Origin of the sequence: Novosphingobium sp. HII-3, assembly GCF_002916655.1 — a bacterium.
GTDB lineage: Bacteria > Pseudomonadota > Alphaproteobacteria > Sphingomonadales > Sphingomonadaceae > Novosphingobium > Novosphingobium panipatense.
On sequence record NZ_PPSM01000014.1, the window covers coordinates 372,905 to 387,255 of the forward strand.

Annotated in this window: 12 protein-coding genes and 1 riboswitch; of the genes, 8 read left to right on the forward strand and 4 right to left on the reverse strand. The window is 65.6% G+C overall.

Annotated elements, in window-relative coordinates; genetic code table 11:
* On the reverse strand, nt 1-1,473 hold the full coding sequence (locus C2R25_RS05565) for an OprO/OprP family phosphate-selective porin (protein ID WP_103728216.1): 1,473 nt from the start codon (nt 1,471-1,473) through the stop codon (nt 1-3).
* Nucleotides 1,474-1,929: 456 nt separating this feature from the next.
* On the opposite strand from C2R25_RS05565, the gene C2R25_RS05570 reads away from it, so the two are divergent.
* From C2R25_RS05570 to C2R25_RS05600, 7 genes are all read left to right on the forward strand, one after another.
* Nucleotides 1,930-2,976 (forward strand): substrate-binding domain-containing protein, encoded by a 1,047-nt coding sequence (locus C2R25_RS05570; protein ID WP_103728217.1) that lies wholly within the window; start codon nt 1,930-1,932, stop codon nt 2,974-2,976.
* Nucleotides 2,977-3,007: 31 nt separating this feature from the next.
* Nucleotides 3,008-4,381, forward strand: a complete 1,374-nt coding sequence (pstC, locus tag C2R25_RS05575; RefSeq protein WP_103728218.1) for a phosphate ABC transporter permease subunit PstC — start codon at nt 3,008-3,010, stop codon at nt 4,379-4,381.
* Nucleotides 4,374-5,261 (forward strand): phosphate ABC transporter permease PstA, encoded by an 888-nt coding sequence (gene pstA, locus C2R25_RS05580; protein WP_103728219.1) that lies wholly within the window; start codon nt 4,374-4,376, stop codon nt 5,259-5,261. The genes pstC and pstA overlap by 8 nt, the downstream gene beginning before the upstream one ends.
* 4 nt (nt 5,262-5,265) lie before the next feature.
* A complete protein-coding gene (pstB, locus tag C2R25_RS05585) occupies nt 5,266-6,027 on the forward strand; it encodes a phosphate ABC transporter ATP-binding protein PstB (protein ID WP_103728220.1) in 762 nt (253 codons plus the stop codon).
* A gap of 25 nt (nt 6,028-6,052) precedes the next feature.
* Complete coding sequence (gene phoU, locus C2R25_RS05590) at nt 6,053-6,754, forward strand: phosphate signaling complex protein PhoU (protein WP_103728221.1); 702 nt, start codon at nt 6,053-6,055, stop codon at nt 6,752-6,754.
* Nucleotides 6,751-7,440 (forward strand): phosphate regulon transcriptional regulator PhoB, encoded by a 690-nt coding sequence (gene phoB / locus C2R25_RS05595; RefSeq protein WP_103728222.1) that lies wholly within the window; start codon nt 6,751-6,753, stop codon nt 7,438-7,440. The genes phoU and phoB overlap by 4 nt, the downstream gene beginning before the upstream one ends.
* Before the next feature lie 69 nt (nt 7,441-7,509).
* Nucleotides 7,510-8,196, forward strand: a complete 687-nt coding sequence (locus C2R25_RS05600) for a pentapeptide repeat-containing protein (RefSeq protein WP_103728223.1) — start codon at nt 7,510-7,512, stop codon at nt 8,194-8,196.
* A gap of 30 nt (nt 8,197-8,226) precedes the next feature.
* Here C2R25_RS05600 and C2R25_RS05605 read toward each other — a convergent pair whose 3' ends face one another.
* The 3 genes from C2R25_RS05605 to C2R25_RS05615 all read right to left on the reverse strand — a co-directional run bounded on the left by C2R25_RS05605 (nt 8,227) and on the right by C2R25_RS05615 (nt 13,499).
* Nucleotides 8,227-8,802: a TMEM165/GDT1 family protein gene (locus C2R25_RS05605; protein ID WP_103728224.1), complete on the reverse strand. Its 576-nt coding sequence runs from the start codon at nt 8,800-8,802 to the stop codon at nt 8,227-8,229.
* Nucleotides 8,803-8,895: 93 nt separating this feature from the next.
* A riboswitch (yybP-ykoY riboswitch) is annotated at nt 8,896-8,997 on the reverse strand.
* A 107-nt stretch (nt 8,998-9,104) separates the two neighbouring features.
* Entirely contained in the window at nt 9,105-11,810 is a 2,706-nt protein-coding gene (locus C2R25_RS05610) for a TonB-dependent receptor domain-containing protein (RefSeq protein WP_103728225.1), read from the reverse strand.
* Between the two features lie 87 nt (nt 11,811-11,897).
* Nucleotides 11,898-13,499: a hypothetical protein gene (locus C2R25_RS05615; protein ID WP_103728226.1), complete on the reverse strand. Its 1,602-nt coding sequence runs from the start codon at nt 13,497-13,499 to the stop codon at nt 11,898-11,900.
* A 308-nt stretch (nt 13,500-13,807) separates the two neighbouring features.
* Here C2R25_RS05615 and C2R25_RS05620 point away from each other — a divergent pair, with 308 nt between their 5' ends.
* Nucleotides 13,808-14,182 (forward strand): hypothetical protein, encoded by a 375-nt coding sequence (locus tag C2R25_RS05620; RefSeq protein WP_103728227.1) that lies wholly within the window; start codon nt 13,808-13,810, stop codon nt 14,180-14,182.
* Nucleotides 14,183-14,351: the final 169 nt, after the last annotated feature.

Consider the following 14,351-nt stretch of genomic DNA (forward strand, 5'->3'; position numbering starts at 1 on the left):
TCAGAAGTCCAGTTCGAAGCGGGTGCCGATCACGTTCGCGTCATAGCTGCGATCGCCTGAAGGCAGCGCACGTGCGCCGGTATACTGCAGCAGGGCATAGTTCAGGTTGAAGCGCAGGTACTGGATCGGCGACCAGATGAGCGCCACGATGTAGCCGTTCTGCGTGCCACCGCGAATGTCCCGGTCGTTCAGGTCCAGCCAGTCGTAGCGCAGGTTGACCTGGATCGCGCCGGGGCCGCCCTCGTCCAGCGGCCGGGCGGGGTCGTTGCCGGCGAAGATGCCGCCCTTGTATCCGCGGGTATCGCCCTTGGTGAGGAAGTAGCCGACTTCGGCATAGGCACCCTGGAAGGATACGGAGGGCAGGCCGACGCGGCTGGCGGTGAGGTTGTAGAATTCCGCGGCTCCGTGCCAGCGGCCTGCGATGGCGGCGAGTTCCGCGCCGTACATCGTCTCGCGGCTGACATTCATCTCGGGCGTCCCGATCAGGCGGGTGTTGGTGGAGTGGGCGTAGGGCCGCTGGCGGTAGCGGGTGGTCGCATCGGCGAGGCGACCAAGCCGCCGCCAATGCGCCGACCCGCCCACGTGGACCTGGATGTCGCCGATCTTCGGCGCGTAGACGAGGCGTCCGTCGATCGAGTAGCTGTTGTTCTCGTCGCCGCCTTCCGGGCCGTCGCTGCTGTTGGCGAGAGCGCCGATGTCGTCAGCAAAGACGCCCAGCTGCGCCAGCCACGCACCCTTGCCGTACTGCGCGCCGATGCCGAGCCGGCGCTCGAAGTTGAAGGCGTCGGTGAAGGCCGCGCGCTCCATGACGCTGCCGGTGGTGTCCCCGGTGAGTTCGTCGAGCGACCAGAAGGCATTCTGGTTGCCCAGCTGGACCTGCCAGGGTCCGTCCTTGAAGGTCACGAAGGTGTCGACCAGATCGACGGCGTTGTCCGACAGTTCCAGTTCCAGCTTGTAGGAGAACTGGCTGGAAAGCTTGCCTTCGCCGCCCAGGCGGATGCGGCGCATCTCAGTACTGAAGCCAAGGCCCTGATCGTCAAGGCTGTCCGGCGTGGAGACATAATTGGCGTCGGCCTGGATGCGTCCCTTGACCTTGAAAGCCTTGTCGCCCTGCGTGAAGTTGGGGCTGCCCTTCCAGGCGATCGCCGTCTCTTCCTTCGCGGTCTTTCCTCCGCCGGCCGCCGCTCCGGTTCCTTCTTCGGAAGAGGCAAGCGGGGGGGCGGGGGACGACGGGTCCGGCGGGGTCGTATCGTCAGCCGGTGCGGCTGCGGCCTGTGCCGGAGCTGCACTGCCCAGACGGCTTTCCAGCGCTTCGAGTCGTGCCCGCAGAGCGCGGACCTCCGCGCGCAGGGCGTCCGCCTCCTGCGCTCCCATCGGCTGTCCGGAAGACGATTGCTCCGCTGGCGACTGGGCGTAGGCGGGAAACCCCATGAAGGTGGCTGCTACGGCAGCTCCGGCAACGATAGTGCGCATGGGTCGGAAAGTCTCTCGCAACGGCTCGGATGTCTCGCGAGGGGCTACTATGACCTGAAAATGACGATGAAATGACACTTTCGAGACTTCCTTCTCTCCCCGGCCGTCGGGTGCAGAGCTTGTGCCTACAGCGAGGCCGAGCCGAAGGGAAACATTTCGGAAGCAAACCCGAAACACTGTGAACGCGGTGAAACCGCTCTTTTTCAGGAGCACCTCTTCGTCGCATTCGTTGCAAGTACGCTTGCCATCGTTTCTGCCCGCACGTACACCCGGCGTCCTACGCATGTCCCTGTCGAGTAGGGGAAACCCGCCCAGGCAGGATCTTACGGCCCGCGTTCGGCTGTCCCGGCGCGGGATTATTTGCGGGGTGCCCCGGCAATGTCACGCCTTCGTCATGGAAGTGTCATCGAAGCCTAATAGGGGCCCTCCCAAGATAAAAGCCCAAGGGGTTTGCCAATGCGTTCGTTCAAGACCTTCATCTTCGCCGCTGTCTCCGTCGGTGCACTCAGTGCCTGCGGTGGTTCGGGTGGATCCTCCGCAGCGTCGCGCGACTTCGTGCGGGCCGTCGGCTCGTCGACCGTATACCCCTTCGCCACCGCCGTTTCGGAAAGCTATGCGCGGGCATCGGGCGGCAAGTCCCCGGTCATCGAGGCGACGGGCACGGGCGCGGGCATGAAGCTGTTTTGCGCGGGCGTCGGCGCCCAGCATCCGGACATCGAAAACGCATCCCGCCGGATGAAGAAGTCCGAGTACGAGGAGTGCCAGAAGAACGGCGTCAAGGAGATCGTCGAGATCCAGGTCGGCATCGACGGCATCGCCTTTGCCGAATCAAAGAAGGGTCCGGGCTTCAAGCTGACCCCTCTGGACGTCTATAAGGCGATCGCGGCCACACCGTTCGGGAAGCCGAACACCGCCAAGACCTGGAAGGACGTCAACCCGTCGCTGCCGGCCGAGCCGATCCTCGTCTACGGCCCGCCCTCGACCTCCGGCACGCGTGACGCCCTCAAGGAACTGATCCTCGAAGCCGGCTGCAAAACCGATGACGCCACCAAGGCGCTGAAGGACACGGACAAGAACCGCTACGAGGCGACCTGCCACAACATCCGCGAGGACGGCGCCTACGTGGACGCCGGTGAGAACGACAACCTGATTGTCCAGAAGATCTCGCAGAACCCCAAGGCGATCGGCGTGTTCGGCTTCTCCTTCCTCGAAGAGAACCCGGACAGCCTGAAGGGCATCCCCATGTCCGACATCATGCCGACCTACGCGTCCATCTCGGACTTCTCGTATCCGGGTGCCCGTCCGCTCTACATCTACGTGAAGAAGCAGCACCTCGGCCCGATCAAGAGCCTGCAGGGCTATGTCGCCGAGTGGGCGAAGTCCTGGGATCCGGACGGGCTGCTCCAGAAGAAGGGCATGGTCATATCGCCGGCGGACGTGCGCGCGAAGAACGCGCAGGTCGTGGCCACCATGGCGGTGCTTGACCCGGCAGGGCTGAAGTAACCCAGGCACAGGAAAGGGCCGGCGGCCGGATATGATTCTCACCGCAGTTCTACTGGCCGTGCTCGGCCTTGGCCTCGTCGGCTGGTACGCCGCGCGCGGCCGGGCGCGGCTGCTCTACACCGGCCGCGGGTCGATGCACTCGATGCCCGGCTACCACGGCTGGCATGTCGCGCTGTGGATCCTCGTTCCGGCGCTTCTCGTCTGGGGGGTGTGGCAGGCCATCATGCCCGGGCTTGTCGGGGGCGTGGTGCTTGCCAGCCCCGCGGCGCAGGCGCTGCCGGCCGATCCGTTCCTGGCCGGTTCGATCCTGGCCGAAGCGCACGCCATCGCCGCCGATCCTTCCGCCGTCGCCTTCAATCCCGAGGCACAGGCCCTGGCCGAGCCCATCCGGGAAGCACAGACGCGCTTCAGCCTGATCGGCGCGGCCATCGTGCTCCTCGCTGCTTTTGCCGGCGGGGCCTATGGCTTCACCCGCGTCCGGCCTGACTTCCAGGCCCGCACGCATGTCGAGCGCGCCGTGCTGGCGGTCCTGCTCGCGGCCTCGTTGCTGGCGATCCTGACGACCTTCGGCATTGTCGCCTCGCTGGTGTTCGAGGCGGGGCTGTTCTTCAAGGACGTGTCGCCGATCGCGTTCCTCACCGGCACCCACTGGTCCCCGGCGAGCGCGGGCGGCGATAATCTCTCCGACAAGTTCGGTGCGGTGCCGTTGTTCTGGGGTACGATCTACATCGGCGCGATCATCGCCATGGTCGTGGCAATCCCGCTGGGCCTGATGAGCGCAATCTATCTCACCCAGTATGCCAGTGCGCGCATCCGCCGCTGGATCAAGCCGATGCTGGAGATCCTCGCGGGCATTCCGACCGTGGTCTACGGGTACTTCGCCGCGCTGACCGTGGCGCCGATGATCCGCGACTTTGCGGCCTCCGTCGGCGTCAACAACCCATCGACCGAAAGCGCGCTGGCCGCCGGTCTGGTGATGGGTGTGATGATCATTCCCTTCGTCTCCTCGATGGCGGACGATGCGCTCGCCGCCGTGCCGCGCGCCATGAGCGACGGTTCGCTGGCGCTGGGCGCGACGCGTTCGGAAACCATCAAGAAGGTGCTGCTACCCGCCGCGCTGCCCGGCATCGTCGCCGGCGTGATGCTCGCGATCAGCCGCGCTATCGGCGAAACCATGATCGTGGTGATGGCCGCGGGCGCTGCCGCGCGCCTCACGGCCGATCCCTTCGCTTCCATGACGACCGTCACGTACCAGATCGTCCAGCTGCTGACGGGCGACCAGGAGTTCAACAGCCCCAAGACGCTGTCGGCCTTCGCGCTGGGTCTGGTGCTGTTCGTCGTCACCCTCATCCTCAACATCGTCGCCCTGCGCGTCGTGAAGCGGTTCCGCGAAGCCTATGAGTAAGTCCGACTGGAATTCGCCCGCCGCGGCCAGGCGCCTTGCACGGCGCCACGCCGCCGAACGCCGGTTCAAGCTGATCGGTCTTGGCGCCATCGTGCTCAGCCTGTCGTTCCTGGCGCTGCTGCTCTTCATCATGCTCAAGAACGGCCTCGGCGGTCTGGACTGGCAATTCCTGTCCGGTTCCGACTCGACCGATGCCAGCGTGGCCGGCGTCTGGGGCGCGGCCAAGGGGTCGCTGCTGACCATGTTCGTCACGCTGCTCCTGAGCTTCCCGATGGGCGTGCTCGCGGCCATTTACCTTGAGGAGTTCGCGCCACGCACCCGCTGGATCGAGTGGGTGGAGGTGTCGATCAACAATCTGGCGGCGGTGCCCTCCATCATCTTCGGCCTTCTGGGCCTTGCGGTCTTTATCAACACGCTGGGCATGCCGCGCAGTTCGCCGCTCGTCGGCGGCCTCACGCTGGCGCTGATGACGATGCCGGTCATCGTCATCTCCGGCCGCAACGCGATCAAGGCGGTTCCGCCCTCCATCCGCGAGGCCGCCTACGGCATCGGCGCCAGCAAGGTGCAGACCACCTTCCACCACGTCCTGCCGCTGGCGCTGCCCGGGATCCTCACCGGCACGATCATCGGCATGGCCCGTGCGCTGGGTGAAACCGCGCCGCTGCTCATGATCGGGATGCGCGCCTTCGTCGTCACGCCACCAGACGGCCTCACGGCCCCGACGAGCGTGCTGCCGATGCAGATCTTCCTGTGGTCGGACGAAATCGACAAGGCTTTCGTGCAGAACACTTCCGCCGCCATCATCGTGCTGCTCGTCTTCCTGCTCGCGATGAACGGTCTGGCCATCTATCTTCGCAACAAGTTCGAAGTCCGCTGGTAGGGACATGACAGAAGCCAAAATCACAGCCCGCAACGTCGACGTCTTCTACGGACAGAAGAAGGCGATCAACGACGTCTCGATCGACATCGACAACGGCATCGTCACGGCCTTCATCGGCCCGTCGGGCTGCGGCAAGTCGACGTTCCTGCGCACGCTCAACCGCATGAACGACACGATTGCCGGCGCCCGCGTGGACGGCCAGATCCTGCTCGACGGCGAAGACATCTACGCGCCCAGCATGGACTCGGTCGCGCTGCGCGCCCGCGTCGGCATGGTGTTCCAGAAGCCGAACCCGTTCCCCAAGTCGATCTACGAGAACATCGCCTACGGTCCGCGCATCCACGGCCTTGCCAACTCCAAGTCCGACATGGACGGCATCGTCGAGCGTGCGCTCAGCAAGGCCGGCCTCTGGGACGAGGTGAAGGATCGCCTGACGGACGCCGGGACCGCGCTTTCGGGTGGACAGCAGCAGCGCCTGTGCATCGCGCGCGCCATCGCTGTCAGCCCCGAGGTCATCCTCATGGACGAGCCGTGCTCCGCGCTGGACCCGATCGCCACCGCCCGCATCGAGGAACTGATCGACGAGCTGAAGGAAAGCTTCGCGATCGTCATCGTCACGCACTCGATGCAGCAGGCGGCCCGCGTTTCGCAGCGCACCGCCTTCTTCCACCTCGGCAGCCTGGTGGAATACGGCGAGACTGACCAGATCTTCACCAATCCGCGCGAAACGCGCACCAAGGACTACATCACCGGCCGCTACGGCTGAGCCGGAGGGGGAACAGGAAAACGCCATGGTCGATCATACCGTCAAGGCCTTCGACTCCGAGATCGGGCAGCTGCGCGGCCTTGTCGCCGAAATGGGTGGCCTCGCCGAAGTCGCCATCCGCGATGCCATAACAGCGCTTGTCCACCACGACGAGGAACTGGCCGCGCAGGTCGTTGCGGCCGATGCCCGGCTGGATGCTCTTGAGGCCGAGGTGGACCGGCTCGCCGTGCGCACCATCGCGCTGCGCGCACCGATGGCCGACGATCTTCGCGACGTCATCGCGGCGCTGAAGATCTCCGGTGTGATCGAGCGCATCGGCGACTATGCCAAGAACATCGCCAAGCGCGTGAAGACGCTGGAAGGTCGAACCAAGATCGATCCCGTCACGCTCGTCCCCGCCATGGCCGAAATCGCCGAGAGCATGGTTCGCGATGTCCTGAATGCCTACGGCTCGCGCGATGCGCAGCTCGCGCTCGAGGTGATCAAGCGCGACGAGAAGCTGGACCAGTTCTACAACACGCTGTTCCGCTCGCTGCTGACGCACATGATGGAGAACCCTGCGACGATCACCAGCGCCGCGCAACTGCTCTTCATCGCGCGGAATTTGGAGCGGATCGGTGACCATGCCACCAACGTGGCGGAAATGGTCTACTACGCCGCGACCGGCGAGTACTGCACGGAGCGGGACTCGCTTACGGATGACACGTCGTCGGGGCTGCTGTCATGAGCGCGGCCTCCATCCTCGTTGTCGAAGACGATGCGGCACTCAGCGAACTGCTGACCTGGAACCTGAGCGCGGAGGGTTACAACGTCCGCTCCACGCCCGACGGGGAGGAAGCGCTGGTCATGGTGCGCGAGCAGGTGCCCGACGCCATCGTGCTCGACTGGATGATCGAACAGGTACCCGGGATCGAGGTCTGCCGCCAGCTGCGCAAGGACAAGGAAACCGCGCAGGTCCCCATCATCATGCTCACCGCCCGCGGCGAGGAAGAGGACATGATCCGGGGCTTCAAGACGGGCGCGGACGACTATGTCACCAAGCCGTTCTCCCCGCGCGAACTGATGGTGCGGATCGAGGCGCTGCTGCGCCGGGCGCGCCCTTCGCTGGCCGGGAACGTCCTCGCGTGGGGCGACCTTGAGCTCGATGCCGCCAGCCACCGCGTCCGCCGTGGCGGCGAACCGCTCCACCTCGGGCCGACGGAGTTCCGGTTGCTGCGCTACTTCATGGAGCGGCCGAACAGGGTCGTATCGCGCCAGCAGATCCTGGACGGGGTGTGGGGCATGGATAGCGACATCGACGAACGCACGGTCGATGTGCACATCCGCCGCCTGCGCAAGGCCATCAACCGCGACGGCGAGACGGACCCGATCCGCACGGTCCGCGCAGCCGGCTACGCGATGGACGTGGGCTGACCCGGCTCGATCGGTGACAAACCGGGCGGAAGGGCTCGCCTGCCGCCGCCCGGGTGCTATGCGTGGGCGATGGATGACCTTTTCGCCGAGCGCGTTCTGACGCAAAGATCGCTCACCAGCGGCGATCTCGCGCCCTTTGCGGGAACACCCTGCACGCTCATCGAGTGCGATCTGGCGGAAGCGGATCTCACCGGCCTCGATCTGGCGGGCTGGACCTTCGAAAAGTGCGACCTGCGCCAGGCCGACTTGGGCGGCGCCCGGCTTGAGGGCACCCGGTGGCGCTCGTGCCGAGGCGCCTTCGCCTCCTTCGTCGGCGGAGACCTGTCGGATGCCTCCTTCGCCAGCAGCGATTTCAACAACGCCGCCTTCCGGCACACCACTCTCGAATCCGCGCAGTTCACGGGATGCAAGCTCACTGGAGCCGACCTGTCGGAGGCGAAGGCCTTCAACCTCCGGCTGGAGGAGACGCTGCTGGTGAACGCGCGGATGCCGGGGCACGACTTCCGCAAGGCGCAGCTTTTGCGCCTGGACTTCTCGCAGGCCGACCTGCGCAAGTGCGACTTTCGCCACGCCACCTTCAGCGACTGCAGCCTTCGCGACGCGCTTCTGGAATCCGCCCGCTTCGACGGCGCCGATTTGCGCGGGGCCGACCTCGGCGGCTTGCGGCTCGAGGACGCCTCGCGGTTTCGAGGGGCGACGATCTCGCGCGAGCAGGCGGGGCAGTTGCTGGGCGAGCTGGGCCTCAAGGTGCGTTGAGCAGGCCTGCGGACCGGGCGGCCGCGCCGGTCAGTCCAGCCAGCCGGCGGTCCGGGCCAGCAGCCAGAGGCCGATCGCCAGGAACAGCAGCGCGGCGACCGTGCGTACCACGTTGAGCGGCACGCGCCTGATGATTTCGTTCCCGAGGAACACCGCCGGGACATTGGCGATCATCATGCCGATGGTCGTCCCGAGCATGACCGGCACCACGCTTTCGAAACGGGCACCCAGCGCCACCGTCGCGATCTGAGTCTTGTCGCCCATTTCCACGAGGAAGAAGGTAACTGTCGTCGCCAGGAACGGGCCGAAGCGGCTGGGCCTGGGCGCCTCGTCCTCGTCAAACGTGTCCGGGATCAGGGTCCAGCCCGCCATGACGACGAAGCTGGCCGCCACGAGGTAGCGGAACCACGCGCCGTCGAGAAGGAACGCGGCCTGCTCACCCACCAGCGCGGCCAGGAAGTGGTTTGCCAGGGTTGCCGCGAAGATGCCCGCGACAATCGGCCAGGGCCGCTTGAACCGCGTGGCGAGGACGATGGCAAGAAGCTGTGTCTTGTCGCCGATCTCGGCCAGCGCGACGACCGCTGTGGAGGTGAGCAGGGATTCCAAGTCAGATACTCCGGGGCCGGGCGGACACAACGCAACGACGCACACGGAACCCGCCCGGCCGAGCGGCGCCGCGATGCGTCATTGGTCTTGCCCGGACGGCGATCCCGTCCTCCTGCGCGCCATGGCCTCTCGGCCAAGCATGTTGACGGCAGGTCCCGCACGGATGCGGGCGGCTACTCCCCAGATGACAGGAGCGCGCTTACGCCGGGCCGCCGCAGTTGGGAAGCACAAAAAAAGGCCCGGCGCGATGCCGGGCCCACAGTTTGTCGTCGGGAGAGCAGGAGCCCCCGATGCGAGAAGGATCAGAAGGCGATCGCGGCGGAAAGCGAGAACATGCGCCCCACGTCGTAAGTGTTGTAGTGCACCTTGCCGTCCGCGAACTTCTGGTATTCGTAGTGACCCCGGCCGGTAAGATTGCGCCCTTCGGCCTTCAGCTCGATCTGCTTGTCGCCGATCATGATGCCCTGGCGGATCACCACGTCGATGGTGAGGCCGGGGTACTCGAAGATGTCCGGCTGTCCCGTGTTGGCGAGGCCGCGGCTCACGGCGCGCTTGCTGGCGTAGTTCAGGAGGATCGTCTGCTGCGACAGGTTCTGCGTGTCCTCCATGCCGATCTGGACATTGGCGATGTGCTCCGACTGGCCGGTCAGCGGTGCGCCGTCGCGGAAGTAGTCGCTCGCCAGCGATGTGCCCGTACCCGCGCCATAGACCCGCACGGTATCATCGGCGCCAACCTTCAGCTTGGATTTGGTGAAGGTGTAGTTGCCGATGAGGACCAGACGGCGGTTCTCGAAGAACGATCCGCCCATGCTGTCCAGGTACAGGTACTTCTGCACTTCCGCCTCGGCGCCGTAGAGGGTGGCTTCCGGGGCGTTGGCGTAGGAGGTGATGAAGGCTTCGCTGCCGGTCAGGTAGGATTCGATCGGCTTGTCGATCTTCTTCCAGAACGCGCCGACCGCGAACCGCTGTTCAGGCGCGAAGTACCATTCCAGCCGGCCTTCCATGTTGGTGAGCTTGCTGTCGGTCAGGAACGGGTTGCCCTGGTAGGAGCGATTGGTGTCCGGATCGAAGTAGGGTTGGTACAGCAGTTCGCGGAACTGCGGCCGCGCGATGGTCTTGGAGGCGTTGAGGCGCGCCTGCATGCCCGGCTGCAGTTCCCAGGTGAGCGTGGCGCCGGGCAGGAAGTACTCGTTCTTGAGGTCCGTCGGCTGCGTCGCGGGCGCGCCGATCGGCCGCAGGATCGTCGATTCCTTGGCGTATTCCCACCGCACGCCCGCGTCGAAGGACAGGCTGTCGGTGATCTGGCCATCGACCTTGCCGTAGTACGCGTGGTTGAGCAGCCGCGAATCGAAGTTCGCGGTGTTCGCGCCCGGCTCGCGCAGTTCGAGGCCATAGTTCACGCCGTTGTTCGACAGCGTCCACATGTCCGGCTGGAGGAGCGCATCGATCCGCAGGGTGCCGAAGCCGGAGATCAGAGCCGGATCGCCGTTGGCAAAGATTGCGAAGGAGCGGCGTGAATTCGTGCGCGAGTTGATCTGGTAGGCGTAGCCCACCGTACCGGTCCAGCCCTCGAAGAAACGGTGCGACACGTCCACACCGGCCGACCAGACGTTCTCGTTCAGGCGCGAGAAGGTGACGGTGGTCGGGTCCTGGTTGCCGTTGCCCAGGCGGTTGACGAAAAGATCGCCAAGCGGGTCCGCCGTCGAGTTGGTGCGCAGGTACTGCGCCTCGATCTCGAAAGGCGCAAGCCGTTTCGAGTTCGCGTAGCCGGCTCGAACGTCGACGGAGGTTCTGTCGTCGAGCTTGAATTCGCCGACGATCTGCGTGTCGATGAGCTGGCGCTCATACCACGCGGTCGTCTGGTCCATGTAGTCGGCCTGACGGTTGTTCGCCCGCTTGCCGAGGCTGAGGCTCGTGTGCTTGTCGGTGTCGTGGATGTAGACGTTCGTCCAGCGGATCTGGTGCTCGCCCCATTCCAAACCCACGCCGACGAGCGCGTTGGCAACGACGCGGTTGTCCGTGTTGACGGCGTTGGCGTCTTCCCACAGCTGGTCGGGATCGGCGGTCACGCCTTGCGCGCGCTGCCGCAGGATTGCTTTCGTCTGAGTGGAGTTGGAGTAGCCACCCGTCGCGATCACGCCGAGCGTCGCTTCACCCAGGTCGAACGATGTGCCTGCCGACAGGCTGGCCGAGAAGTTCGGCTGCGTGTCGTCGATCCGTTGGACGACGGCGTTGCGCCCGTTCACCAGAAGGCCGCCGAGTTGCTGGGCCTGCTGGCTGGTCGGGTTGATGACGGTGCCGCTGTCGAAATAGTCCTGCAAGGCCCCGGGGATGGAGCGGTTGCCGTTGTCCCAACCCGTCCAGTCCGTCTTGCTGCCGTAGTAGCTGTAGGAGAGCTTGTTCGTCGTCTCGGTGTCCCAGGTGATGCCGCCGCCGATCTGCAGGAAGCTTTCCGCCGGGATCGCCTTGGTCGTGAGATTGATGACGCCGCCGCCGAATTCGCCCGGGAAGTTCACCGAGTAGCTCTTCTGGACGAGCGAGGAGGCGACGATGCTGGTCGGGAACAGGTCGAGCGGAACCACGCGCTTGAGCGGCTCGGGGCTGGGGAGCGGCGAGCCGTTGAGCAGGGCGAGCGAGTAGCGATCGCCGAGGCCGCGCACGTAGACGTAACCGTTGCCGACCACGGAAAGGCCCGTGACGCGGCCAAGCGCGCCGGCGATATCGCCCTCGCCGGTGCGGGCGATCTGTTCGCTCGACAGGACGGAGACGACCTGCGGCGCCGTGCGCTCGATATTGCGGTTGCGCTGGCCGGTGACGATGATGGCACCGCCCGGGATCGACACGTCGGGTGCTTCCTGCGTGCCGGTGGCGTTCTCATCGCCGATCGCGGGCGCTTCCGGGCTGGCGTTGCCCGTAGTGGTGGGCGCGCTGTCCTGTGCGGCGGCGACGCAAGGCGCCAGCATCGCGGTGGAGAGCAGCAGCAGCGAGATCAGCCGCGGCTTGGTCATTGGATGTCCCCTGGAACAAGTATCGGGTGCCGAAGAAAGGGGCGGCCTTTGCGGGACCGCCCCTCCTTCGTCATGCAGCGGGCGGGATCAGGTGGTCGGCAGCGTCGTGCACGACTTGCCCGAACCGAACGGCGCGGTGGTGGTGTCGCAGGTCCAGCCGCGATACCAGGTGTCCGACGCATCCTTCACGGCGCCGATGTACGTCACGGCGTCGAAGTAGGACGACAGCGTCTTGATATTGGCATAGCCGGCAACGCCGCTCTCGTTGGCGCCGTTGACGAAGCTGTTCGTCAGCGTCGACGTCAAGGCGTCGTTGTTGCTGTTGGTGCCGGTGGCGAACAGCGAGGCCGCGTTGACCGAACCCGTGGCATAGCTGCCGGTGCTCTGGTACTTGGCCGCGTTGCAGCTCATGACCGTCGAGTAGGCCTTGAGCGTCGCCGGGGTCGTGCCGGTGCCGTGGACGCGCAGGCACTCGTTGTTCGGCGTCGCGAGCACACCGTTGACCCAGGTGATGTCCGAGTTGCCGCGGATCAGCACCGATGCAAGGTCGTTGGCTTCGTTGTTCGAGCTGGATGCCGGCTGGACGGCGGTGAAGTTGGCCACGATGGTCTTCTGGCGCGGCTGGTTCTCTTCGTTACCGTTGGAGTCGATCTCCATCAGCGCGTCGCCGCCACCGCTGCGCTGAAGCAGCAGGACGTACTGGAAGTAACCTTCAAGGCCAGTGTCGATGTCGAGGCTGTCATCGTCGGCGTTGACCGCGACGTAGTGCTTCATCTGCACCTTGCCGCCGAAGAATTCGGCACCGTCGTCGGAGCTGTTGACCGTCTGGATGTATTCGAGCGTGGTGCCCGAGCCCGTGCCGCCGGTGGTCAGCGCCTGGAGCTCCTTGCCCTCGCTGAGGAGGTAGCCCGAGTAGCGGATCTGGACATACTTCATGATGCCCGCATTGTAAGCGTTGTCACGGCCGCCGAAGACGGCCTTGTTGACGGCACCCTCCGTATCGCGCTCGCAGGTGTTCGCCGTTGTCGAGCCGTAGTTGCAGTCCGTCACGATGCCGCGGCCGAGCAGCACGATGCCGCCCCACTGGCCCATCGACGATTCGTTCGCGGTGCCGGTCACGTTGGCGCGGCTGGTGAAGATGATCGGACTGGTGGCGGTGCCCTGCGCGTCGATCTTGTTGCCGCGGTTGACGACGAGCCAGCCGGCTTCCGCCGTGTTCTCGCCGAAGAGGATCACGCCCGGATCGATCGTGAGGGTGGCGTTCGTGTCGGCCGTGAGCGAGCGGTTGCCGCAGGTCGCCGTCGTGGTGGTGAAGGGGGCCGCCGCGGTCGGAGCCGAGAAGCCGCCGTCGCAGCCCACGTCGACGCGGCCGTTGATGCGGTATACGACGCCCGCCACCTTGGGCAGGCTAGCGTTCTTGTCGATCAGCGCGGGCAGGGTGCAGACGCGCCAGGTGCCTTCCGGACCGCTGATGGTGCCATCGTTCGTGAGACCGCCGGTTGCGGCGAACGTGGGGCAGCTGTCAGCCGCCACGACCGTGCCGGAGCCGGGCGTGGGGGTCGGCGAGGGCGTGGGGGTCGGGTTGATGATCACGCCCCCGTTGCCGGGCGAGCTTATGTCGTCAGCGCCGCAGCCGGCGAGAGCAAGAGCGCTGCAGCCCATGAGCAGCAGTCCAGAAAACTTTTTCACGATGGATCCCCCGTGTTCAGGTCGAACGATGCAGATCGAACGGAGCGACGATTCCGCTCTCGTTGTCCGGGCCGTCTAGGCGGGCGGGGTGACGCTTTGTTGGCATTACGATGACAGAAATCTGCAGTTATACGACGGCGGCATGACAGCCGGCGGACGGTGGATCGCTGCGATCGCGCGACTCGCGGGAGAAGCTCTGCAGGCGTATGCAGATTGCAGTTTTATGACAGTCGCGTCATTTTGTTGATGAACGGCGTTTTGGGGCGGAGGATGATCCCATCACGAATGATTTCAATGGGAGATCCGCCATGTCTCTGTCCGCACTCACCGCATCCGTCCTTCTCGGACAGGCAGCCTTCTCGCTCGCCGTCGACCAGCCCGCAGCCGAAGCGCCGGACGTCGCTTACGCCGAACTCGCCGCCGGGCAGCCGCAGGCGGCCGTGCGCAAGCTCGAAGCTGCCGGCGCGGCGGGATCGAAAGACCCCGCAACGCTCATCAACCTGGGTGCCGCCTACGCGCAGGCCGGGATGACGGGCAAGGCCGTGCTGGCGTACCGCGCCGCCGTCGCCAGTCCCGAACGCTACGATCTTCAGCTGGCGGATGGTTCCTGGGCCGACTCGCGCGTTGCCGCGCGGCAAGCGCTCAAGGGAATGCTCGCAACGACCGCCGTGGCGGTGCGCTGACCGGGTCGCCTTCGGATCGCGCGCAAGGCGTCCGCTCTCCGCAGCCCTTGCGCGCGCCCGGTCTTCCGGAACAAAACAGACCGCCGGCATAGTGGCGTCCTAGTTGCGGTATGGCCGTGGCGGCGGGCGATCCATGACGATCCTGCCGCCGCATCGTCATATACGTGTC

Bases quoted from the DNA above. Each gene is read 5' to 3' on its own strand.
- pstA (WP_103728219.1), top strand. From the start codon at position 4,374: ATGAGTAAGTCCGACTGGAATTCGCCCGCCGCGGCCAGGCGCCTTGCA.
- phoU (WP_103728221.1), top strand. From the start codon at position 6,053: ATGGTCGATCATACCGTCAAGGCCTTCGACTCCGAGATCGGGCAGCTG.
- C2R25_RS05570 (WP_103728217.1), top strand. From the start codon at position 1,930: ATGCGTTCGTTCAAGACCTTCATCTTCGCCGCTGTCTCCGTCGGTGCA.
- pstB (WP_103728220.1), top strand. From the start codon at position 5,266: ATGACAGAAGCCAAAATCACAGCCCGCAACGTCGACGTCTTCTACGGA.
- C2R25_RS05610 (WP_103728225.1), bottom strand. From the start codon at position 11,810: ATGACCAAGCCGCGGCTGATCTCGCTGCTGCTGCTCTCCACCGCGATG.
- pstC (WP_103728218.1), top strand. From the start codon at position 3,008: ATGATTCTCACCGCAGTTCTACTGGCCGTGCTCGGCCTTGGCCTCGTC.
- C2R25_RS05600 (WP_103728223.1), top strand. From the start codon at position 7,510: ATGGATGACCTTTTCGCCGAGCGCGTTCTGACGCAAAGATCGCTCACC.
- C2R25_RS05565 (WP_103728216.1), bottom strand. From the start codon at position 1,473: ATGCGCACTATCGTTGCCGGAGCTGCCGTAGCAGCCACCTTCATGGGG.
- phoB (WP_103728222.1), top strand. From the start codon at position 6,751: ATGAGCGCGGCCTCCATCCTCGTTGTCGAAGACGATGCGGCACTCAGC.
- C2R25_RS05620 (WP_103728227.1), top strand. From the start codon at position 13,808: ATGTCTCTGTCCGCACTCACCGCATCCGTCCTTCTCGGACAGGCAGCC.